Source organism: Fuscovulum ytuae (genome assembly GCF_029953595.1).
Lineage (GTDB): Bacteria > Pseudomonadota > Alphaproteobacteria > Rhodobacterales > Rhodobacteraceae > Paragemmobacter > Paragemmobacter ytuae.
Map to the genome: position 1 here is coordinate 296,084 of NZ_CP124535.1, position 21,810 is coordinate 317,893.

The 21,810-nt window shown below is 65.3% G+C and carries 20 protein-coding genes and 1 other RNA gene; 17 read left to right on the forward strand and 4 right to left on the reverse strand.

Annotated elements, in window-relative coordinates:
• Nucleotides 1–2 precede the first annotated feature (2 nt).
• The 4 genes from pxpB (at nt 3) to QF092_RS01485 (ending at nt 5,311) form a co-directional block, all read left to right on the forward strand.
• Entirely contained in the window at nt 3–674 is a 672-nt protein-coding gene (gene pxpB, locus QF092_RS01470; protein ID WP_281466925.1) for a 5-oxoprolinase subunit PxpB, read from the forward strand.
• Nucleotides 671–1,597 (forward strand): 5-oxoprolinase subunit C family protein, encoded by a 927-nt coding sequence (locus QF092_RS01475; protein WP_281466927.1) that lies wholly within the window; start codon nt 671–673, stop codon nt 1,595–1,597. The genes pxpB and QF092_RS01475 overlap by 4 nt, the downstream gene beginning before the upstream one ends.
• A 33-nt stretch (nt 1,598–1,630) precedes the next feature.
• Nucleotides 1,631–2,908, forward strand: coding sequence for a glycerate kinase type-2 family protein (locus QF092_RS01480; RefSeq protein ID WP_281466929.1), 1,278 nt, complete (start codon nt 1,631–1,633; stop codon nt 2,906–2,908).
• 87 nt (nt 2,909–2,995) lie between these two features.
• Nucleotides 2,996–5,311 (forward strand): Tex family protein, encoded by a 2,316-nt coding sequence (locus QF092_RS01485; protein WP_281466930.1) that lies wholly within the window; start codon nt 2,996–2,998, stop codon nt 5,309–5,311.
• Nucleotides 5,312–5,415: 104 nt separating this feature from the next.
• On the opposite strand, the gene tldD is transcribed toward QF092_RS01485, so the two are convergent.
• Nucleotides 5,416–6,837 carry a metalloprotease TldD gene (gene tldD, locus QF092_RS01490; RefSeq protein WP_281466932.1) on the reverse strand — a complete coding sequence of 474 codons (1,422 nt, stop codon included), beginning with the start codon at nt 6,835–6,837 and terminating at the stop codon, nt 5,416–5,418.
• A gap of 184 nt (nt 6,838–7,021) precedes the next feature.
• On the opposite strand from tldD, the gene coxB reads away from it, so the two are divergent.
• The 11 genes from coxB (at nt 7,022) to QF092_RS01545 (ending at nt 16,911) form a co-directional block, all read left to right on the forward strand.
• The gene (gene coxB, locus QF092_RS01495; protein ID WP_281466934.1) at nt 7,022–7,912 is read left to right on the forward strand and encodes a cytochrome c oxidase subunit II; all 891 of its coding nucleotides are present in this window, start codon (nt 7,022–7,024) and stop codon (nt 7,910–7,912) included.
• A gap of 70 nt (nt 7,913–7,982) precedes the next feature.
• Nucleotides 7,983–8,915 carry a heme o synthase gene (gene cyoE, locus QF092_RS01500; protein ID WP_281466936.1) on the forward strand — a complete coding sequence of 311 codons (933 nt, stop codon included), beginning with the start codon at nt 7,983–7,985 and terminating at the stop codon, nt 8,913–8,915.
• Nucleotides 8,915–9,103 carry a hypothetical protein gene (locus tag QF092_RS01505; RefSeq protein WP_281466938.1) on the forward strand — a complete coding sequence of 63 codons (189 nt, stop codon included), beginning with the start codon at nt 8,915–8,917 and terminating at the stop codon, nt 9,101–9,103. Before cyoE ends, QF092_RS01505 begins: the two co-directional genes overlap by 1 nt.
• Nucleotides 9,100–9,669 carry a cytochrome c oxidase assembly protein gene (locus tag QF092_RS01510; RefSeq protein WP_281466940.1) on the forward strand — a complete coding sequence of 190 codons (570 nt, stop codon included), beginning with the start codon at nt 9,100–9,102 and terminating at the stop codon, nt 9,667–9,669. Before QF092_RS01505 ends, QF092_RS01510 begins: the two co-directional genes overlap by 4 nt.
• Nucleotides 9,670–9,692: 23 nt before the next feature.
• On the forward strand, nt 9,693–10,493 hold the full coding sequence (locus tag QF092_RS01515) for a cytochrome c oxidase subunit 3 (protein ID WP_281466942.1): 801 nt from the start codon (nt 9,693–9,695) through the stop codon (nt 10,491–10,493).
• A 106-nt stretch (nt 10,494–10,599) separates the two neighbouring features.
• On the forward strand, nt 10,600–11,271 hold the full coding sequence (locus QF092_RS01520) for an SURF1 family protein (protein ID WP_281466944.1): 672 nt from the start codon (nt 10,600–10,602) through the stop codon (nt 11,269–11,271).
• A gap of 10 nt (nt 11,272–11,281) precedes the next feature.
• Nucleotides 11,282–12,667 (forward strand): threonine synthase, encoded by a 1,386-nt coding sequence (gene thrC, locus QF092_RS01525; RefSeq protein ID WP_281466946.1) that lies wholly within the window; start codon nt 11,282–11,284, stop codon nt 12,665–12,667.
• Nucleotides 12,664–13,923, forward strand: coding sequence for a M16 family metallopeptidase (locus tag QF092_RS01530; RefSeq protein ID WP_281466948.1), 1,260 nt, complete (start codon nt 12,664–12,666; stop codon nt 13,921–13,923). Before thrC ends, QF092_RS01530 begins: the two co-directional genes overlap by 4 nt.
• Nucleotides 13,923–14,507 carry a GNAT family N-acetyltransferase gene (locus QF092_RS01535; protein ID WP_281466950.1) on the forward strand — a complete coding sequence of 195 codons (585 nt, stop codon included), beginning with the start codon at nt 13,923–13,925 and terminating at the stop codon, nt 14,505–14,507. Before QF092_RS01530 ends, QF092_RS01535 begins: the two co-directional genes overlap by 1 nt.
• A gap of 109 nt (nt 14,508–14,616) precedes the next feature.
• Nucleotides 14,617–15,438: an MBL fold metallo-hydrolase gene (locus tag QF092_RS01540; protein ID WP_281470126.1), complete on the forward strand. Its 822-nt coding sequence runs from the start codon at nt 14,617–14,619 to the stop codon at nt 15,436–15,438.
• Nucleotides 15,439–15,498: 60 nt separating this feature from the next.
• Nucleotides 15,499–16,911: an FAD-binding oxidoreductase gene (locus QF092_RS01545; RefSeq protein ID WP_281466952.1), complete on the forward strand. Its 1,413-nt coding sequence runs from the start codon at nt 15,499–15,501 to the stop codon at nt 16,909–16,911.
• Between the two features lie 135 nt (nt 16,912–17,046).
• On the opposite strand, the gene ssrA is transcribed toward QF092_RS01545, so the two are convergent.
• From ssrA to QF092_RS01560, 3 genes are all read right to left on the reverse strand, one after another.
• Nucleotides 17,047–17,403, reverse strand: a transfer-messenger RNA (tmRNA) gene (gene ssrA, locus QF092_RS01550).
• A gap of 11 nt (nt 17,404–17,414) precedes the next feature.
• Entirely contained in the window at nt 17,415–17,864 is a 450-nt protein-coding gene (locus QF092_RS01555) for a GNAT family N-acetyltransferase (protein WP_281466954.1), read from the reverse strand.
• Nucleotides 17,865–17,965: 101 nt separating this feature from the next.
• The gene (locus tag QF092_RS01560) at nt 17,966–19,018 is read right to left on the reverse strand and encodes an ABC transporter substrate-binding protein (protein ID WP_281466955.1); all 1,053 of its coding nucleotides are present in this window, start codon (nt 19,016–19,018) and stop codon (nt 17,966–17,968) included.
• Between the two features lie 234 nt (nt 19,019–19,252).
• Here QF092_RS01560 and QF092_RS01565 point away from each other — a divergent pair, with 234 nt between their 5' ends.
• Both QF092_RS01565 and QF092_RS01570 read left to right on the forward strand, forming a co-directional pair.
• The gene (locus QF092_RS01565) at nt 19,253–20,242 is read left to right on the forward strand and encodes an MDR family oxidoreductase (RefSeq protein WP_281466957.1); all 990 of its coding nucleotides are present in this window, start codon (nt 19,253–19,255) and stop codon (nt 20,240–20,242) included.
• A gap of 293 nt (nt 20,243–20,535) precedes the next feature.
• Nucleotides 20,536–21,765, forward strand: coding sequence for an aminotransferase class V-fold PLP-dependent enzyme (locus QF092_RS01570; protein WP_281466959.1), 1,230 nt, complete (start codon nt 20,536–20,538; stop codon nt 21,763–21,765).
• Nucleotides 21,766–21,810 lie beyond the last annotated feature (45 nt).

Genomic DNA, 21,810 nt, shown 5'->3' on the forward strand with positions numbered 1-21,810 from the left:
GGATGGAACCGCGCTGCGTGCCGGTGGCGGATCGCGCCGTCCTTGTGGAACTGGGCGATGCCGTGGGGCCAAAGGTGCAGGCCCAAGTGTGGGCGCTTGACCGCGTCTTGCAGTCGAACCCCGTGCCGGGGCAGGTCGAAATTGTGCCCGCCATGGTCAATCTGATGGTGATCTTCGACCCTTTGTTGACCGACCATGCCGCAGTCGCAGATGCCTTGACCACCCGTCTTTCCCATCTCGCGGAAGGCACGACCCTTGGCCGCGACCATGCCATCCCGGTCTGCTATGACGCCCCTTTTGCCCCCGATCTGGCCGCTGTTGCCGATCAGACGGGGCTTTCCCCGGATGCGGTGATCGCTACCCACCTCGCGGGCGAATACCGCGTGGCGATGTATGGTTTCGCCCCCGGCTATGCCTATCTGACCGGGGTGCCCGAACCCCTCCGCCTGCCGCGCAAGGCGGCCCCCGTCCGCGCCGTCCCGGCAGGCAGCGTGATCATCGCGGGCGGCCAATGCCTTGTGACCACGCTTACCATGCCGACGGGATGGTGGGTCATCGGCCGCTCCCCCGCCGCGATCCTGACCGGCGACCCCGCACGCCCCTTCCTGTTCGACGTGGGCGACAGGCTGCACTTCACCCGCATTTCCGCCGACACGCTGGGGGCAGGCCGATGACAAAGGCCGTCTTGCGCGTGGTGCAGGCCGGGCCACTCTGTTCGGTGCAGGATGGGGGGCGGGCGGGATATCTGCGCTTTGGCGTCCCCGCCTCCGGTGCCATGGACCGTGCGGCACTGGCCCTTGCCAATCACGCCGCAGGCAACGCGCCCGCTGCGCCCGCCATCGAAGTCTCCCTCGCGGGCCTGACGGTCGAAGTCGAGCAAGGCCCCCTCACCATCGCCCTCGCCGGGGGCGGTTTTCTGGCCGAGGTCGGCACGGCCCGCCACGGATCATGGCAGCGCCTCACCTTGCAGACGGGCGACCGCCTGACCCTTCGCCGCGGCCCTTGGGGCATGTGGTGCGCGCTGGCCTTCGCCGGGCGGCTTGTGGCCAAGGAATGGCTGGGCAGCGCGGCCACACATGCGCTGTCGGGCTTCGGCGGGGGGGCGATCGTGGCCGGCCAAAGGCTTACGGTGGAAAACCCCCGCCTCCTGCCCGATGCCGCCATCCCCTGCCCAGTCTGGGCACGCCCCAGGGCCGAGGTGGCCGTGGTGATCGGCCCGCAAGACCGCTTTTTCGGCGCGGATCGGCTGGACCTCCTTCTTGGCGCGACGTTCCGGTTGACCGATGCCTATGACCGGATGGGGGTGCGCCTGCGCGGCCCCTCGCTCGCACCGCAATCGGCCCTTGGCATTCCGTCCGAACCCGTCCTGCGCGGCGCGATCCAAGTGGCAGGCGATGGCGTCCCCGCCGTCCTTCTGGCCGATCACCAGACCACAGGGGGCTATCCCAAGATCGCCACGATCATCGCGTCAGAACTGGACGCCTTCGCCCAAATCAGGCCACATGCGCCCGTGGCCTTCCGGGCCGTCCTGCCCGATCAGGCGGTCGCCCTGTCGCGCCTGCGTGCCTCGGCCATGGCCCGTCTGCTGGAACGATGAAATTACGTAATTTACGTATCAATGGAGCGATCGATGCGGTTCGATGAGACAGGCGCAAAATCGGCCCTGCGGAAGCTTTTCGACCGCGCGGTCGAAGTGGCCGATCCGATGCGCATGATGCCCGCCCAATTGCCCCTCAAACCGACGGGCCGCGTGGTGGTGATCGGGGCAGGCAAGGCCAGCGCCCGCATGGCCGAGGCGGTCGAATCCGTCTGGGGCCCCTGCGAGGGGCTGGTCATCACCCGCTACGGCTATGCCCGCCCCTGCAAAGGGATCGAGATCGTCGAAGCCGCCCACCCCGTCCCCGATGCTGCTGGTGCCAAGGCGACTGCCCGCATGGTCGACCTTCTGGCGGGGTTGGGAGAGGGGGATTTCGTCCTCGCCCTGATCTCGGGCGGCGCCTCGGCCCTGTTGGTGGCCCCGGTGGCGGGCGTCACGCTGGAAGAAAAGCGCGCGGTCAACGCGGCCCTTCTCGCCTCCGGCGCGCCGATTGACCGGATGAACACCGTCCGCAAACACCTTAGCCGGGTGAAGGGCGGGCAACTGGCGGCAGCGGCGCATCCGGCCCGGATGCTCGCGCTGATGATCTCGGACGTGCCGGGGGATGACCCGGCCTTCATCGGATCGGGGCCAACCGTGGGCGATCCGTCCACCCTGTCGGACGCCCGCGCCGTCCTTGACCGATGGTCGATTCCGGTGCCGCCCTCTGTCACTCTGGCCTTGGCGCAAGGATCAGGCGTGGTGCCCCCCGGCGACCCCCGCCTGTCCACCGTAGAAAACCGCGTCGTCGCCGCACCCGCCCAATCGCTTGAGGCGGCAGCAATACTGGCCACCGCCGCCGGGGCGGATGTCCGCCTTCTGGGCGACGCGCTCGAGGGTGAGGCGCGCGATGTCGCCGCCGCCCAAGCCGCGCAGGCCCTGGCCCTGCGCGCCGCGATGGGGCCGGGCGATAAGCCCATCCTGCTCCTGTCGGGGGGCGAACTCACCGTCACCCGACGCGGCGACGGGATCGGCGGCCCCAATGCGGAATTCTGCCTCGCGCTCGCGCTGGCCCTGCAAGGGGCCAAGGGCATTCACGCCCTTGCCTGCGATACAGACGGCGTTGATGGCGCGGCCGAGGTGGCGGGGGCCATCATCGGCCCCGACACGCTCACCCGCGCAGGTGCCGCAGACATTGATGCGGCCAAGGCCCTTTCCCGCAACGACGCGCATTGCTTCTTTGCAGGTCTTGGCGATCAGGTCATCACCGGGCCGACCCTGACCAATGTCAACGACTTCCGCGCCATCCTGATCCTGCCGCCCTCTGGCTGATGCGCCACACTGGCAGCCCACCGCCGCCCCGGCTATGGTCGCGCCCCCGATGACTCGGCCCCCGAAAGCCCCCTTCACAGGACGCCCATGACCCTCGACACCGCCCGCCGCATCCCCCAGATCATCGCCGCCGAAATCGGCGCGCAGCCCGCGCAGGTGGCCGCCGCCATCGGCCTTCTGGACGAAGGCGCAACCGTCCCCTTCGTCGCGCGCTACCGCAAAGAGGTGACGGGCGGGCTGGATGACACGCAACTGCGCACCCTGTCCGACCGTCTCGCCTACCTGCGCGAGATGGAGGCCCGCCGCGCCGCGATCCTGTCTTCCATCACCGAACAGGGCAAGATGACCGACGGGCTGAACGCCGCCATCCTCAAGGCCGCGACCAAGGCGGAACTGGAAGACATCTACCTTCCCTACAAACCCAAACGCCGCACCCGCGCGATGATTGCCCGCGAAAACGGCCTTGGCCCGCTTCTGGATGCCATCCTCGCCGACCGTGCCGCCGATCCGGCGCAACTGGCCACGGGCTTCATAACCGAGGCCGTCGCCGACACCAAATCCGCCCTTGAAGGCGCGCGCGACATCCTTGCCGAAGGCCTTGCCGAAAACGCCGATCTTCTGGGCCGCCTGCGCAGCCATATGAAACAGGTGGCCAAACTCACCGCCAAGGTGGTGGAGGGGAAAGAGTCCGAAGGCGCCAAATTTTCTGACTATTTCGCGCATTCCGAGGTTTGGGCCACCGCCCCCTCGCACCGCGTTCTGGCCATGCTCCGGGGCCGTAACGAAGGCATCCTCGCCATCGATCTGGACATTGACGCCGACGCCCCCAAAGGCGAAAGCCCCGCCGAACGCGCCTGCGCCGCCGTCCTGCAAGCCGCCACACGCGGCGCCGGCGACCAATGGCTGCGCGACGCCGCCGCCTGGGCTTGGCGGGTGAAAATCCGCACCTCCCTCACCCTCGACCTGATGGCCGAGATGCGCGAGAGGGCCGAGGAAGAGGCGATCCGCGTCTTCGCCCGCAATCTGAAAGACCTGCTCCTTGCCGCCCCTGCCGGGGGCAAGGCCACCATGGGCCTTGATCCCGGCATCCGCACGGGCGTCAAGGTCGCGGTCGTGGATGCCACGGGCAAGGTTCTGGCCACCGACACCGTCTATCCGTTCCAGCCCAAGAACGATCTGCGCGGCGCGCAGGTGGCGCTGGCGCAGCTCATCTCCAAGCACAAGGTCCAACTCATCGCCATCGGCAACGGCACCGCCAGCCGCGAGACGGAAAAGATGGTGGCCGACCTCCTTGCCGTCCTGCCGGGGACCGAAAAGCCGGTGAAAGTGATCGTGAGTGAGGCAGGCGCCTCGGTCTATTCCGCCTCCGAACTCGCCGCCAAGGAATTCCCCGGTCTGGATGTCAGCCTTCGCGGCGCCGTCTCCATCGCCCGCCGCCTGCAAGATCCACTGGCCGAACTGGTAAAGATCGAACCCAAATCCATCGGCGTCGGCCAGTATCAGCACGACGTCGATCAGCACCGCCTTGGCAAATCGCTTGAGGCGGTGGTCGAAGATGCGGTGAACGCGGTTGGCGTCGACCTGAACACCGCCTCCGCGCCGCTCCTCGCGCGCGTGTCAGGCGTGGGCCCGTCACTGGCCGAGGCGATCGTCACCCACCGCGATCAGAACGGCCCCTTCCGCACGCGCCGCGATCTGCTCAAGGTCGCGCGCCTTGGCCCCAAGGCCTTTGAACAGGCCGCAGGCTTCCTGCGCATCCCCGATGGGGCCGAACCGCTCGACGCCTCATCCGTCCACCCCGAGGCCTATGATGTCGCCCGCCGCATCGTGGCGGCCTGCGGACGCGATATCCGCGCGCTGATGGGCGATGCGGCGGCGCTGAAATCCGTCGATCCCAAACGCTTTGTCGATGACCGTTTCGGCCTGCCCACCGTGAAGGACATATTGGCCGAGTTGGAAAAACCCGGCCGCGACCCGCGCCCGTCCTTCAAGACGGCAACCTTCACCGAAGGGGTGAACGAAATATCCGACCTGAAACCCGGCATGCTTTTGGAAGGCACCGTCACCAATGTCGCGGCCTTCGGGGCCTTCGTTGATATCGGCGTGCATCAGGACGGTCTGGTGCATGTCAGCCAACTCGCCGACCGTTTCGTGAAAGACCCGCATGAGGTGGTGAAAGCAGGCGATGTGGTGAAGGTCCGCGTGGTCGAGGTGGACGTGCCCAGAAAACGGATCGGCCTGACGATGAAATCCCAATCCGGCGAGGCGCGCGAGGCCGCACAGGACCGCCGCGCCGCGCCCCCGAAGGGGCAACCGCCGCGTGGGCCGATGAACGCAGCCCCCAAGACGGGTGGCGGAGGCAATGCCTTTGCCGATGCGCTGAAGGGAAAATTCACCCGCTAGGGCGCGGGGTTGCCAGCGGGGCAGGGGGGCTTTGTACCCCCCCTGTGCGCCTGCTGGGGGTTTGGGGGGCAGACAGCCCCCCGTCTACAGATGCCTCAGGGCGATCAGGCCGCAGCCCCGCCCACCGTCAGCCCGCCGATCAAAAGCGTGGGCTGGCCCACCCCCACCGGAACCCATTGCCCCGCCTTGCCGCAATTCCCGATGCCGGGGTCCAGCGCGAGGTCATTGCCGATGGCGCGGATCTGCTTCAACGCGGTGGCCCCGTCGCCGATCAGCGTCGCGCCCTTGACCGGAGCGCCCAGCTTGCCGTTCTGCACGCGGTAGGCCTCGGTGCAGCTGAACACGAATTTGCCGTTGGTGATGTCCACCTGCCCGCCGCCAAAGCCCACGGCATAGATCCCGTCCTTCAGGCCGGCAAGGATCACCGCCGGGTCCTCCTGACCCGCCAGCATGTAGGTATTTGTCATGCGCGGCATCGGGATATGGGCGAAACTTTCGCGCCGCCCGTTCCCCGTGGCAGCCACCCCCATCAGGCGCGCGTTCTGCCGATCCTGCATATAGCCCACAAGGATGCCATCCTCGATCAGCACATTCCGCGCCGAGGGCGTGCCCTCGTCATCGATGCTGATCGACCCGCGCCGATCCGGCAGCGTGCCGTCATCCAGCACCGTCACCCCGGGCGCTGCGATCCGCTGCCCCATCAGCCCGGCAAAGGCAGAGGTCTGTTTGCGGTTGAAATCCCCCTCCAGCCCATGTCCGATCGCCTCATGCAGCAGGATGCCGGGCCAGCCGGGGCCGAGGACCACATCCATCACCCCTGCAGGTGCGGGCACCGCGTCAAGGTTCACCACGGCAATCCGCAGCGCCTCATCCACCATGGGTTTCCAGCGCGCGGGTTCCATCAGCGCGGCAAGGCCAAAGCGTCCGCCGCTGCCCATGCCGCCCTGTTCGCGCCGCCCGCCCTGTTCCACGATCACCGACACATTCAGCCGCGCCATGGGGCGGATATCGGCCAAGCGCAGGCCCTCGGGGCGCAGAATCTCCACCTCCTGCAACCCGGCGGACAGGGTGGCCGACACCTGCACCACCCGCGGATCAAGGCCGCGCGCATAGGCATCAATCTCTTTCAGAAGGTCGATCTTCACCGGAAAACTCGCATCCGCCATCGGATCGGCATCGCCGTAAAGCCGCAGATTCGTCCCCTGCGGCGCAGCGGCCAAGGTGCCCCCGCCTGCGCCCACCGCCAGCCGCGCCGTATCCACCGCCCGGCGCAGCGCGCGTTCCGAAATTTCGGTCGAATGGGCATAGCCCGCGACCTCGCCCTTCACCGCGCGCAGGCCGAACCCTTCAGAGGCATCATAGGACGCCGTCTTGATCCGCCCGTCATCCAGAACGATGGCCTCGCTCCGCTTGCGTTCAAGGAACAATTCGCCATCCTCGGCCCCCGCCGTGGCCTGCCGCAGCAGGGCCAGCGCGGCCCCTTCGTCCAGCGCCGTCTCAAAGGGGCGGAAGGGGGCGTCGGTCATGGCGATGTCCTTGATCTGTGTCAAACGGCGCGCATTTGCCGCAACGGTTTGGCTTGCCGCGCAGCCCCTAATATGGTTTCAAGCGGTCGGGAAACAACGGGATTCTCGTCTGATCGTCAGTTGCGGGCGGCAGGCGGGCAAAGAAGCAGCGGCGCAAGGCCGCGCACTCGAACGGGATAAGACCATGCGTCATTCGACCATTTTCAAAGCAGTGGCCGCGTCCGGCCTCGGCTCGCTTCTGTCCGGCGCGGCTTTCGCGCAAGGGCTTGAGGTGGTGGGGCAGCCCCTGCCGCAGAAGATGGGCTTCCAGCCCGCGGCCACGGAATTGGCCCGCGATCTGCAAGGGCTCGACCACATGATCCTGATCATCATCACGGTCATCACGATCTTCGTGACCGGCCTGCTGATCTGGGTGATGATCCGCTACAACACCAAGGCCAACAAGACCCCGGCCACCTTCACGCACAACTCCCCGCTGGAAGTGGCATGGACGGTGATCCCGATCCTGATCCTTGTCTTCATCGGCGCCTTCTCGCTGCCCGTTCTGTTCAAGCAGCAGGAAATCCCGACGGCCGACATCACCATCAAGGTGATCGGCAACCAGTGGTACTGGTCCTACGAATACACCGATAACGGCGTGACCGAAGACGCCGAGGCAGAGCCGATCGCCTTCGACAGCTTCATGCTGGCGCGCGAAGATCTTGCGGCGCATGGCTATGAAGACAGCGCCTATCTGCTGGCCACCGATACCGCCGTTGTCGTTCCCGTGGGCAAGACCATCGTGATGAACGTCACCGCCGCCGATGTGATCCATTCGTGGAAAATCCCGGCCTTTGGCGTGATGCAGGATGCGGTTCCGGGCCGTCTGGCGCAGCTTTGGTTCAGCGCGGAACGCGAAGGCATCTATTTCGGCCAGTGCTCGGAGCTTTGCGGCAAGGACCACGCCTATATGCCGATCACCGTCAAGGTCGTGTCCGAAGACGTCTATGCCGCTTGGGTCGCCAAGGCCGAAGCGGGTGATGTGATGCTGTCTGCCGCCGATCTGGCGCAGCCGGTTGAATTGGCCTCGAACTGATCTTTACAGGCGAAAAGGCAGGCACGGCCCCGATCTGCCGGGGCCGTTCTCCCACCGGAAGGATCGAAGCATGAGCGATATCCGCGCCTACGAACAGCCGGGTGAGGCGGGTTTCGGCGATTACGTGCAGCTTCTGAAGCCGCGCGTGATGTCGCTTGTCGTCTTTACGGCGCTGGTGGGCCTTCTGGTGGCACCGGTTTCGGTCCATCCCGTCATCGCCTTCGCCTCCATCCTCTTTATCGCGCTGGGGGCAGGGGCCTCGGGTGCGCTGAACATGTGGTGGGATGCCGATATCGACGCCGTCATGCGCCGCACCAAAGGCCGCCCGGTCCCTGCGGGCAAGGTCGAAGCGGGCGAGGCACTGGCCGTCGGCCTTGGCCTTTCGGGGCTTGCCGTGCTGATGCTGGGTCTGGCGGCGAACTGGCTGTCGGCGGGGCTTCTGGCCTTCACCATCTTCTTCTATGCCGTCATCTATTCGATGTGGCTGAAACGCTCCACGCCGCAGAACATCGTGATCGGCGGCGCGGCCGGGGCTTTCCCGCCCATGATCGGCTGGGCCTGCGCCACCGGGACCGTGTCGGTCGAAAGCCTTCTGATGTTCGCGCTGATCTTCATGTGGACGCCGCCGCATTTCTGGGCGCTCGCGCTTTTCATGAAGGATGACTATTCCAAGGCGGGCGTGCCCATGCTGACCGTGACTCACGGGCGCAAGGCGACGCGGACCCATATCCTTGTCTACACGTTTCTTCTGATCCCCGTCGCCCTTGGCGCGGGCTTCACCTCCATCGGCGGGCCGATCTATCTGACCGCGTCGATTCTCTTGAACGGCTGGTTCCTGCTTGGCGCATGGCGTATCTGGCGGCGGGATGAGGCGGTGGCCGAGGCCGACAATTACGCCGTCGAGAAATCGGTCTTCCGCTTCTCGCTTTACTACCTGTTCTTGCATTTCGGGGCCTTCCTCGCCGAAGCGGCGCTGCGGCCCTATGGCATGGGGGGCTGGTGATGGCCTTTCCCCCGGAACATGACCTGCACAAGCGCCGCCTCGGCCGCAATGTCGGCGTGGCGGTGACGCTGGGCCTGTTCATCCTGCTGGTCTTCGCTCTGACGGTGGTCAAGGTCACGCGCGGCGACCCGATGCAGGCCTTTGATCACACGGTGCGCCCGGAAATGGCGCAGAAGGAGGGGCAATGAACGGTCAGAACCGTACCGCTCTCTATCTTGTGGGCGTCGTGGCCACGATGGCCTCGCTCTCTTTCGCGGCGGTCCCCTTCTATGATTGGTTCTGCCGCGTCACCGGCTTTGGCGGCACCCCCGGCGTCGCCGCCGCCGCACCTGACACCATCCTTGACCAAACCGTGGTCGTGAAATTCGACGCCTCCATCGAACGCGGCATGCCGTGGGAATTCCACCCCGTGCAGCGCGAGATGACCGTCCGCATCGGCGAAAACGCCCTTGCCTTCTACGAGGCGTATAACCCCACTGACCGCCCGGTCGCAGGCACCGCCAGCTTCAATGTCGCCCCAGAAGCGGCAGGGGGCTACTTCGACAAGATCGCCTGCTTCTGCTTTACCGAACAGGTGCTGCAACCGGGCGAACGGGTGCAGATGCCCGTGTCCTTCTTCGTCGATCCCGAAATGGTGAACGACCCCGAAGGCGCATTCGTGAAGGAGATCACGCTCTCCTACACCTTCTACGAAACACCCCTGCCAGAAGAGCAGGCGGCGCTTGCCGCCCCTGCGGATGGCGCGGTAAACTGATAAAAACACGCGAGGGAACCGGAATGGCACACGCCAAGAACCACGATTACCACATCCTCCCGCCGTCCATCTGGCCCTTCATGGGGGCGGTGTCGGCCTTCCTCATGCTCTTTGGCGCCGTGCTGTGGATGCACGGGCAGGGGCCGTGGCTTGGCCTAATCGGCCTTGCGGGCGTCCTTTACGTGATGTTCGCTTGGTGGTCCGATGTGGTGAAGGAAAGCCAAGTGGGCGACCATACCCCGGTCGTCCGCATCGGCCTGCGCTATGGCTTCATCATGTTCATCATGTCCGAAGTCATGTTCTTCGCAGCATGGTTCTGGTCCTTCTTCAAGCACGCCATGTATCCGATGGGCCCGCTCAGCCCCGCCGTCGATGGTGTCTGGCCTCCGGCAGGCATTGAAACCTTCGACCCGTGGCACCTGCCGCTCATCAACACGCTGATCCTGCTCTGCTCGGGCGCAGCGGCCACTTGGGCGCACCATGCCCTCGTGCATGAAAACAACCGCAAGGACCTGATCAACGGCCTGATGCTCGCCATCGCGCTGGGCATCATCTTCACGGGCTTCCAAGCCTATGAATATAGCCACGCCGCCTTCGGCTTTGCGGGCAACATCTATGGCGCCAACTTCTTCATGGCGACGGGCTTCCACGGCTTCCACGTGATCATCGGCACGATCTTCCTGGCAGTCTGCCTGATCCGCGCGATGAAGGGCCATTTCACCCCCGAAAAGCATGTGGGGTTCGAGGCCGCCGCTTGGTACTGGCACTTCGTCGACGTGGTCTGGCTGTTCCTGTTCGCTTCGATCTACGTCTGGGGCCGCTGATCCCCGACGCCGGATCGGAACCGGGGGGCGGCGCCCCGCCCCCCACCCCTTGCAGAAAGGCGCGGACCCAAAGGGTGCGCGCCTTTCCTTTTGAACCGAGGTTTGCATGACCCGCCGCATGATCATCCCCCTCCTGATCGGCCTTCTGGGCGGGGCGATCCTGATCTCGCTCGGGCTTTGGCAGGTGCAGCGTCTGGCATGGAAGCAATCCGTGCTGGCCGAAATCGACGCGCGCATTGCCGACGCGCCCATCCCGCTGCCCGCCGCGCCCGACCCAGAGGCGGACCGTTACCTTCCCGTCACCGCGACAGGCCGCTTCACCGGTGAACATCTCGACGTGCTGGTCAGCCGCAAGCAGATCGGCCCCGGCGTCCGCGTGGTCGAGGTGTTTGAAACCACCGACGCCCGCCGCATCCTCGTCGATCGCGGCTTCCTGCGCCAAGACGTCCGCAACGCCCCGCGTGTTTCAGGGCCTGCCAGCGTGGAAGGCAACCTCCACTGGCCCGATGAGGTGGACAGCTACACCCCCACCCCCGATGCCACAACGGGCCTGTGGTTTGCCCGCGATGTCGCGGCCATGGCAGAGGCCTTGAACACAGAGGCGACATTTATTGTCGCCCGCAGGCCAACTGGTGGCGAGATCGAACCGATGCCGGTGGATTCCTCCGGTATTCCCAATGACCATATGAACTACGCCATCACGTGGTTTTCGCTCGCCGCCGTCTGGCTGGGGATGACAGCGTATCTTCTGTGGCGTATCAGGCAGCGGACGGTTTGAAGGCAGAAGCATGAAGTATATCTCCACCCGCGGCGCGGCCCCGATCCTGACCTTCGGTGAGGCGATGATGACCGGCCTTGCCCGCGACGGCGGCCTTTACGTCCCCGAAACCGTGCCGCAAATGGCTCAGGCCGATATCGCGGCGCTGGCGGGCCTGCCCTACGAAGAAGTGGCCTTCCGCGTGATGCGCCCCTTTCTGGGCACCACCTTCACCGATGACGAATTCCGTGGCCTGATCGCCAAGGCCTATGCAGGTTTCGGCCATGACGCCCGCGCGCCCCTCGTGCAACTTGGCCCCAACCATTTCCTCCTCGAACTCTTCCACGGCCCCACGCTCGCCTTCAAAGACTTCGCCATGCAGCTGATCGGGCAGATGATGCAGGCGGCGCTGGCCAAGACGGGGGACCGCATCACCATCGTCGGCGCCACCTCAGGCGACACCGGGTCCGCCGCGATGGAGGCGTTTCGCGGCCTTGCCAATGTCGATCTCTTCATCCTCTACCCGCATGGCCGCGTGTCCGAAGTGCAGCGCCGCCAGATGACGACGCCGACCGAAGGCAATGTCCATGCGCTCGCCATGGATGGCGATTTCGACGATGCCCAAGCCCGCGTGAAGGACATGTTCAACGACTTCGCCTTCCGCGATGGCGTGCGGCTGGCGGGCGTCAATTCCATCAACTGGGCGCGCGTTCTGGCGCAGGTCGTCTATTACTTCTCTTCCGCCGTCTCCCTCGGCGCGCCCCATCGCGCGGTCAGCTTCACCGTCCCCACCGGGAATTTCGGCGACATCTTCGCAGGCTATATCGCCCGCCAGATGGGCCTGCCGATCGAGAAACTGGTCATCGCCACCAACCAGAACGATATCCTCGACCGCGCCCTCCGCTCCGGTGCCTATGTGACGGATGGGGTCAAACCCTCGATCAGCCCGTCGATGGACATTCAGGTCTCGTCAAACTTCGAACGCGCCCTCTTCGATGCCTATGGCCGCGACGGAAAGGCCGTGGCGCAACTCATGGCCGAACTCAAAGCGGGCGGTTTCCACATCTCCCAAGGGGCGCTGGAAACCCTGCGCGCCACCTTCGGCTCGGGCCGCTGCTCCGAGGAGGAGACCACCGCCACCATCCGCACTGCCTTCGCCCGCACGGGTGAGGTACTTTGCCCCCATTCCGCCGTCGGCGTGAAAGTGGCCGAAGAACATCTGGGCACCGCCCCGATGATCACCTTGGCCACGGCGCATCCGGCGAAATTCCCCGATGCGGTGGAAGGTGCGATGGGCACCCGGCCTGCGCTGCCCCCCCGGATGGCCGATCTTTTCGACCGCCCGGAACGCGTCACCCGCGTGGCCAATGATCTGGCCGCGCTGCAAACCCTGATACGTGAAAGGATCGGCGGTTGAGCTTGAAGATCACCACGCTTCCAAACGGCCTGCGCATCGTGACCGAAGACATGCCGGGCCTCCTCTCGGCCTCGGCGGGCATCTGGGTCACGGCGGGCGGGAGGCACGAACGCGCCGAACAGAACGGCATTGCCCATTTCCTTGAACATATGGCCTTCAAGGGCACCGAGAAGCGCACCTCCCTCCGCATCGCCGAGGAAATCGAAGATGTGGGCGGCTATATCAACGCCTATACCAGCCGCGAGATGACGGCCTATTACGCCCGCATCCTGTCGCCCGATGTGGGGCTTGCGCTGGACGTGATCTCTGACATCGTGCTGAACCCCGTGTTCAACGCCGATGACATCGAAACCGAACGTCATGTCATCCTTCAGGAAATCGGGCAGGCGCTGGATACGCCAGATGACATCATCTTCGACTGGTTGCAGGAAGTCAGCTACCCCGACCAACCCTTCGGCCGCACCATCCTTGGCCCCGCCGAACGGGTGCAGGCCTTCGGGCGCGATGACCTGCGCGCCTTCGTGGGCGAACATTACGGCCCCGACCAGATGATCCTTGCCGCGGCAGGCGGCGTGGACCATGACGCCATCGTGGCGCAGGCCGAGGCAACGTTTGGCCATCTGAAACCCGTGGGCAATGCCCGCATCCACCCCGCCCGTTTTGCCGGCGGCGAACGGCGCGAAATCAAGGACCTTGAACAGGTCCATGTGGCGCTGGCCTTCGAAGGGCCGGGCTATCGCTCGCCCGATGTCTATGCCGCGCAGGTCTATGCCACCGCGATGGGTGGTGGCATGTCCTCGCGCCTCTTCCAGAAAATCCGCGAAGAACGCGGCCTCTGCTATTCCATCTTCGCCCAGTCGGGCGCTTATGAAGATACAGGTCAGATCACCGTCTATGCTGGCACGTCCGAGGAAGAGATCGGCGATCTCATCGGCCTGACCATGGACGAACTCAAACGCGCCGCCGACGACATGTCCGAAGCCGAGGTGAACCGCGCCCGCGCCCAGCTTAAGGCAGGCCTCCTGATGGGGCTGGAAAGCCCCTCCAGCCGCGCCGAACGCAATGCCCGCCTGCTGGCGATCTGGGGCCGCGTGCCGGGAGTGGAAGAAACCGTCGCCAAGATCGACGCCGTCTCGGTCGCCGACGTGCGCGCCTATGCCGAAGGATTGGTCGGTGCCAAGGCCGCCATGGCGCTCTATGGCCCTGTCGATGACGCCCCCGATCTGGAGGCAGTCAAGGCAAGGCTCGCCGCGTGATGCTGACCTTCCGCCGCAAGGTTCGGATCGAGACCGAGCGGTTGACGCTGCGCCTGCCGCAACATGCCGATTGGAAGGCATGGGCGGCGCTGCGCGAAGAAAGCGCCACCTTCCTCACGCCATGGGAACCGGTCTGGGCGGGTGACCACCTCACCCGCCGCGCCTTTACCAACCGCGTCTACTGGGCCGCCCGCGCCGAGGGGCAGGGGACGGCGTTGCCCCTCCTGCTGATCCGTCGCGAAGATCAGGCGCTATTGGGGGCCATCACGCTTGACAATATCCGCCGGGGTCCGGCGCAATCCGGCACGCTCGGCTATTGGATCGGCGAACGCTTCTCGCGTCGCGGCTATATGCGCGAGGCGATCCTGTCGGTCACCCATCACGCCTTCACCAGCCTCGACCTCAGCCGGATCGAAGCCGCCTGCCTGCCGGAGAACGCGGCCTCTCGCGGTGTCTTGGAAAAATGCGGATTCAAATATGAAGGCGTGGCGCAAAGCTATCTGCAAATCGCAGGCCGCTGGCGCAATCATGTGCTTTATGCCGCCCTACGCACCGATCGGCGCGGGCGCACGGATGTTGGCTGATTCCGCCCTCCGATGACGCAACCGTGAACGGCGCATGCCTTTGCCCTGTGCCACCCTGCTGCATCTTGCCATGGGACAGCCAGCACAGGGCCAGCACTGGGGACGCGACATGCCGCCATTTCTGCCGATCATGACTGCCATCGCCCTTCTCGCCGCAGGCGCGGCCTCCGCGCAGGACCGCATCCCCTCCAACTGCTTCGCCCTTGCCCAGAACATTCCGGTCGAAAAGATCTGGCGCGCCTCCATCGGCACGCCCATTGACCGCGCCCATGTGCGCATCCGCTTTCTTCACCACGCCTCCTTCGCGATCGAGGCTGAAGGGGGCACCCTTGCGGTGACGGACTATACAGGCTTCATCGGCAACCCGGATGTCGTGCCGGATGTGGTCACGATGAACAACGCCCACTCCACGCATTGGACATCGAACCCCGACCCGCGCATCCCCCATGTCCTGCCCGGCTGGCCGCAGGACGGCAAACCCGCCTTCCACGAGCTTGACCTCGGCTCCATGCTCATTCGCAACGTCACCACCGACACGCGCGGCCCCTTTGGCGAAGGGGCGCGCGCCGACGGCAATTCCATCTTCGTGTTTGAAGCGGGCGGATTGTGCATCGGCCATCTCGGCCACCTCCACCAGATCCCCGACGACGCGCAATACGCCTCTATCGGGCGACTTGATGTGGTGATGGTCCCCGTGGATGGCGGCTACACCATGTCAACCGAGGCGATGGCCGAGGTCGTCTCGCGCCTCCGCGCCTCCATCGTGATCCCGATGCACTGGTTTTCCGGCGCGTCGCTGGTGACCTTCCTCGACGAGATGGAAGGGAAGTTCCAAGTGGTCGAGGTGGGCGGCCCGGATCTTGAACTGTCGCTACAAGACCTGCCCGGCAGCCCCACGATCATGGTGCTGGAGCCGGAATTCATCCCCTGACCGAGGCGGGTCTTTTCGTCCCAAGCCGCGCGGGCTAGGTAGGGCGCAAAGAGGTGCCCCATGCTCAACCCCGCCGATGCCGCCTTTGCAGAAACCCTCGCGTCGCGACTGCCCGAAGGCACTCTGCGCGCGCCCGATGCCGCCCATCTGGAAGAACCGCGCGGCCGCTGGCAGGGCCATGGGGGCATCCTCGCCCTCCCGCGCAGCACAGCCGAAGTGCAGACCATCGTCCAGATCTGCGCCGCCGCGCGGGTGGGGATCGTGCCATGGGGCGGCGGGACGGGCCTTGTCGGTGGGCAGATCATGCCCCAAGGCCCCGCCCCGGTGATCCTGTCCTTGGAACGCATGCAGGCCCTGCGCGGCCTCTGGCCAGATGAGAATGCGCTGATCGTCGAGGCGGGCATGACCCTCGCCGGGGTCCAACAGGCCGCCGACGCAGCCGGGCGCATGTTCCCGCTCTCACTTGCCAGCGAAGGCTCGGCCCGGATCGGCGGCTGCCTTGCCACCAATGCGGGCGGCATCGGCGTGCTGCGCCACGGCAATGCCCGCGACCTCTGTCTGGGGGTTGAGGCGGTGATGGCCGACGGATCGCTGCTGGCGGGCCTGAAACGGCTGCGCAAGGACAATACCGGATACGATCTGCGCCACCTGCTGATCGGGTCCGAAGGCACGCTCGGCATCATCACGGCGGCCGCACTCCGCATGGTGCCGCGTCCCGCGGTGTCTGTGACGGCCCTTCTCGTGGTCCCGGACCCTGCCGCCGCGCTGCGCCTCCTCACCCTCGCGCAGGCGCGCCTGCCGGGGATGATCTCGGCCTTTGAACTGATCGGGAAAATGGGCTTCGACTTTCTCGCCGAAACCATGCCCGAAGTGACCTGCCCCTTTCCCACCGCGCCGGAATGGTGCGTGCTTCTCGACCTTGGCCTTCCCTCCGCCTTTGAGGCCGAGGCCGTCATGGCCAGCCTCTATGCCGAGGCCGACGAGGCCGGACTGGTGCAAGACGGCGTGATCGCCGCGTCAGAGGCGCAGCGCAAATCGCTCTGGCGCATCCGCGAAACCATCCCCGAAGCCAATCGCCGGATTGGGGCGATCTCATCGCATGACATCGCGCTGCCCCTTTCCGCAGTGCCAGAGTTCATCCCCAAGGCCGATGCCGCGCTGGCCCGGATCGGGGCGTTCCGCGTCAACTGCTTCGGCCATCTGGGTGACGGCAACCTGCATTACAATGTCTTTCCCATCCCCGGACGCACCCGCCGCGATCACGAAGCGCAGCGCGATGCGATCAAGGCCTCGGTGCATGACCTTGTCCATGCGATGGGCGGCTCGGTCAGTGCCGAACATGGCATCGGGCGGCTGAAGGTTGCCGATCTGGAACGCTATGGCGACCCGACGAAATTGGCGGCGATGCGGGCGGTGAAAGCGGCGCTCGATCCCATGGGGATTCTCAATCCCGGAGCCGTCTTGCGGGCGTGACACGGCGCGAAAAATTTTCCCGAAAATTTTTCGCACCCCCATCCGAAAAATCTCCAGTGGAGATTTTTGGGCCACTTGGCCGCAACGGGACCGAACCGGACAGGTCCGCAAATCCACGCCAGTGCAAAATGGGAAAGTGCAGGTTTCTGTTGCCAGGTACCTGCGAACCCCGCCTTACGCGGCTAAGCGCAAGGGCTTAGATTTGGTATTGCGAGCTGCTTACGCAGCCAGCGCCACCGGAGCACGGTTGTCATTGGCAACTGTGATCTTGGACCGATAACGGTGGTACCTCACCGAGCGAAAGCTGGCCTCTTTGAACGTTCGTCGATCCTATTTCGGCCCCTTACCCCCGCAATGACCGGGTGAGTTTGGTGGAGCCGCCGGGTACCGCCCCCGGGTCCGAGCCGTCTATTACAGGTGCGTTTATCGCCATAGTTCGGGTTGCCCCGAACAGAGGGGAATATAGGGTCAGGCGCTGCCGGTCACAAGCCCCGATGCCCGCCTCACCCCGCGCGGCGCAGGGCGGCGGTCTCTGGCGGATATTCGAGAAAGACCCGCTCTGCCGTCGTCTCGCGCAACGCCATGCCGGCGCGCAGGTAAAAGGCCTGCGCGCGCGCATTCGGGCGCAGCACGCTCAGTCGAAGGGGAAGACCCGCAAGCCGCGCCTCGTCCCGCGCCAGCGCCAAAAGCGCGCCGCCAATCCCGCGCCCTTGAAAGCCGGGGTCGAGATAGAGTTTGCGCAGCCGCAAATGATCCTCGGCCCGTTCCAGCATGAGGTATCCGGCCATTGCGCCATCAACCATCACGATGCGCGTGTTGGATAGGTCAAAGGCGCTGATCTCTGCTGGGCGGAACTGCCCCCAAAGGGCGCGCGCATGGAGTTCCATCAGCCGCCGCTCCAGCGTGGCAAGGAAGGTGGCATCGTCGGGAAGGGCGGGGCGCAAGGTGAACATGGCCGCAGGATGCGGATCAAAGGTTACGAATTCGTGACGCGCCCCAGAAAAAACGCCCGGACCTTTCGGCCCGGGCGCATGTCACCGCTCGGTAAACCGGATCAGAACCCGGCTTTGATATTTTCGAACTCTTGGATCATCTTCTCGCGGAACTCCGACGTCACCGGGGTTTGCGCCAAAAGCGTCGTGGTGATCGGGTCGACAAAGGCCGCCTGCTGCGCTTCCAGCGGGATATCGGCCATTGCGGCGTTGTTCGCGTGGGCATAGCCCAGTTCCTCAAGGAAGGTCTGGGCCGAGCCATGCGCCAGCATGGAGTTGATGAAGTCATAGGCCTTGTCTTCCGACCCGGGCGCATCCTTCATGTTCACATAGCCGCAATACCAGGTGGAGGACCCTTCCGCCGGCGCGCGGTTGAAGCCCACCGGGAAATTCTCGGCCTGCAAGAGCGCCACGCCGTCATTCCACGACCAGGCGACCAGAACCTCGCCCGTCGCCATCAGCTGCGACAGTTCCGCCGGATCGGACCAATAGGCGCGCACATTCGGATGGACCGAACGCAGCCAATCGGCTGCCGCCTGGAACTGCTCATCCGTCACGTCGTTCCAGCTGGTCAGACCGGTGGCAAGGAAGGCCAGCGCCCAGATGTCATCCGAATTGTCGGGCAGCGAGATGCGGCCTGCATATTTCGCGTTGGTAAACACCTGCAGCGAGGCCACATCCTCGGCCGGAACCTCGGTCGTGTTATAGGCCACGGCGGTATAGGCATAGTCGGTCGGGATGAACCACGTGCCTTCGGCATCCTGCACATAGGACGACTGCAGAAGGGCCGGATTGATATTGGCGAATTCCGGGATCTTCGACACATCCCAAGGCTCGATCAGCCCGGCTTCGCGGTAACGCGGCAGGCTGGCCACGCAAGGATGGGTCACATCGGATTTGAAGCCCGAAGACACTTTCTGGAACGCTTCGTCATCATCGGCAAAGAAGGAATAGGTGGGCTTCTGGCCATTCTTTGCGACGTAATCCGTCAGCACCCCATCCATTTCCCAGCCTGCCCAGTCGAAGACGACCATTTCGGGATCGGCGGCACGGGCGGCGCCGGTCAGGATGACAAGGGTGGCGGCAGTGGCAAGCAGCTTGCGGGTCAGGTGCATTCGGGTTCCTCTCTGTTTTGTTTCCGGCGCTTTTCCCCTTGCAGCCGGATGGTGAAGTGACGCTATTTCAGGCATCGGGTAGCCTCAAGCCGATATCGACATTGGAATTGTTCGACGCAACGGCAAGGGGGAAAGGGCGGGTTTGCCGCTTGGTGCGGTGCTTTTTGCCCAAAGAATGGGCATTGGCGCTTGGATCGGGCTGGTTCCGCCCCGGATCGCAGGAAAGGAAACAGGATGTTCAGGGCGTTGGTGGTAGAAAAGGATGAGGCGGGCGCAACCTCGGCGGGTGTTCAGATGCTGGACGACTCGCGTTTGCCCGCGGGTGACGTGACGGTCGCGGTCGAATGGTCAACGCTCAATTACAAAGACGGGCTTTGCCTTGGGTCCGGGGGCGGCATGGTGCGGGCATGGCCACATGTGCCGGGCATCGATTTTGCGGGCACTGTCGAATCCTCGGATGATCCGCGCTACAAACCCGGCGACCGCGTGGTCCTTACAGGCTGGCGCGTCGGCGAAAGCTGGTGGGGCGGCTTTGCCGAAAAGGCCCGCGTCAAGGCCGATTGGCTGGTGCCGTTGCCCGAAGGCCTGTCCACCCGGCAGGCCATGGCGGTGGGGACGGCGGGCTTTACCGCCATGCTGTCGGTCATGGCGCTGGAAGATCACGGCCTGACCCCCGCTCTGGGCGAGGTGCTGGTCACTGGCGCGGCAGGCGGCGTGGGATCGGTTGCCGTGGCCCTTCTGGCCGAACGTGGCTATGCGGTTGCTGCCGTTACTGGCCGCCCGGAAACCGAACCCTATCTGCGTGACCTTGGCGCATCCCGCATCGTCCCGCGCGAGGAATTGGCCGAAACCGTGAAGAAACCGCTCGAATCCGAGGTTTGGGCCGGCTGCATCGACAATGTCGGCGGCCCGATGCTGGCCCGCCTTCTGGGCCAGATGAAATCGGATTGCTCGGTCGCCTCCGTCGGCCTTGCCGGGGGTGCCGACCTGCCGGCCAAGGTCACGCCCTTTATCCTGCGCGGCGTGAACCTTCTGGGGATCAACTCGGTCTTTGTGCCCTATGCAAAGCGGGTCACCGCATGGAACCGCATCGCCACCGAACTGCCGATGGCCAAGCTTGAGGCGATGGTCAAGGAATGCGCGCTGGGCGATCTGCCCGACCTTGGCCGCGCCATCCTGAAAGGGGCGGTGCAGGGCCGCGTCGTCGTTGACGTCCGCCGCTAAGGCGCTTGGGGCCACCGTTGCAGGGGGCCTGCGCGCCCCCTCTTGGCCTCGGCAATTCACCCCCTGCCGATATGTTCAGACAGAAAATGGCAGGGGGCTTCGCGCCATTTCAGGGCTTGAGCGGCGATCATTGGCTTGCTACGCCTTCCCGCGAAGGGCCTTTGCGCCCCTCTGCCTGCGGAACAGACATGCCGCAGGCTGGCTGGAAGACCTGCCACGGATCGGGACCTGCCCGCCCGTGACGGGCGCGCCCCCCGGTCCCGTGGAAACCGAAACCTGAAGGGATGCCCCCGATGACCGCGCTTGATCTTGATTTCGTCCGCTCGCAATTCCCGGCCTTTGCCTCGCCGGTCCTGTCCAGCCATGCCTTTTTCGAAAATGCCGGCGGCTCTTACCCCTGCGCGCAGGTGGTGGAACGCCTCCACCGCTTCTACACCGACCGCAAGGTGCAGCCCTATGCCCCCTATCCCGGCGCGCAAGCAGGCGGGGCCGAGATGGACGAGGCCCGCACGCGCCTTGCCGCCCTGATGGGCGTGGCGCGGGAAGAAGTATCCTTTGGCCCCTCGACCAGCGCCAATACCTATGTGCTGGCCCAAGCGGTGCGGAAATGGCTGTCGGGCACGGGCCAAGCCATCGTGGTGACAGATCAGGACCATGAGGCGAATTCCGGCGTCTGGCGGCGTCTGGCCGAGGAAGGGGTCGAGGTGCGCGAATGGCGGCTTGACCCGCAGACCGGATCGCTCGACCCCGCAGACCTCGCGGCACTGCTCGCCGATGGCAAGGTGCGGCTTGTCTGCTTTCCCAATTGCTCCAACGTGGTGGCCGAGATCAACGATGTCGCCGCCATCACCGCCATGGCGCGGGCGGCGGGCGCGCATACGGTGGTGGATGGCGTCAGCTACGCCCCCCACGGCTTTCCCGATATCCCGGCACTCGGCTGCGATGTCTATCTCTTCTCGGCCTACAAGACCTATGGCCCGCATCAAGGGATCATGGTGATCCGGCAAGAGTTCGGGATGATGCTGCCGGGGCAGGCGCATTACTTCAACAACGCCACGCTCTACAAACGCTTCACCCCCGCAGGCCCGGATCATGCCCAGATCGCCGCCTGCGCGGGCATGGCCGATTACATCGACGCTCTCGCCGCCCGCCATGGGATCGGCGGCGATGCGGCCGCACGGAACCGGGGCGTGCATGACCTCATGCGTGCGCAAGAGGTGGCGGTGATCGCCCCGCTTCTGGACTACCTCGCCGCGCGCAATGACATCCGCCTGATCGGCCCCCGCGACGCCGCCCACCGCGCCCCCACTGTCGCCGTCGATCTGGGCCGCGCGGCGGAACCCGTCTCCGAAGAACTCGGCCGCAGGGGGATCGCCTGTTGGGCAGGCGATTTCTACGCCGTTCGCCCCCTGACGGCGATGGGCGTTGACCTTGAGAAAGGCGTCCTCAGGATGAGTGCCGTGCATTACACAGGCGCCGATGACGTGGCCCGCCTGATCGCCGCGCTGGATGAGGTTCTCTGATCCATAAGGTGATCCGGGGGGGCGGGCGGCGCGTATCTCTTTCAG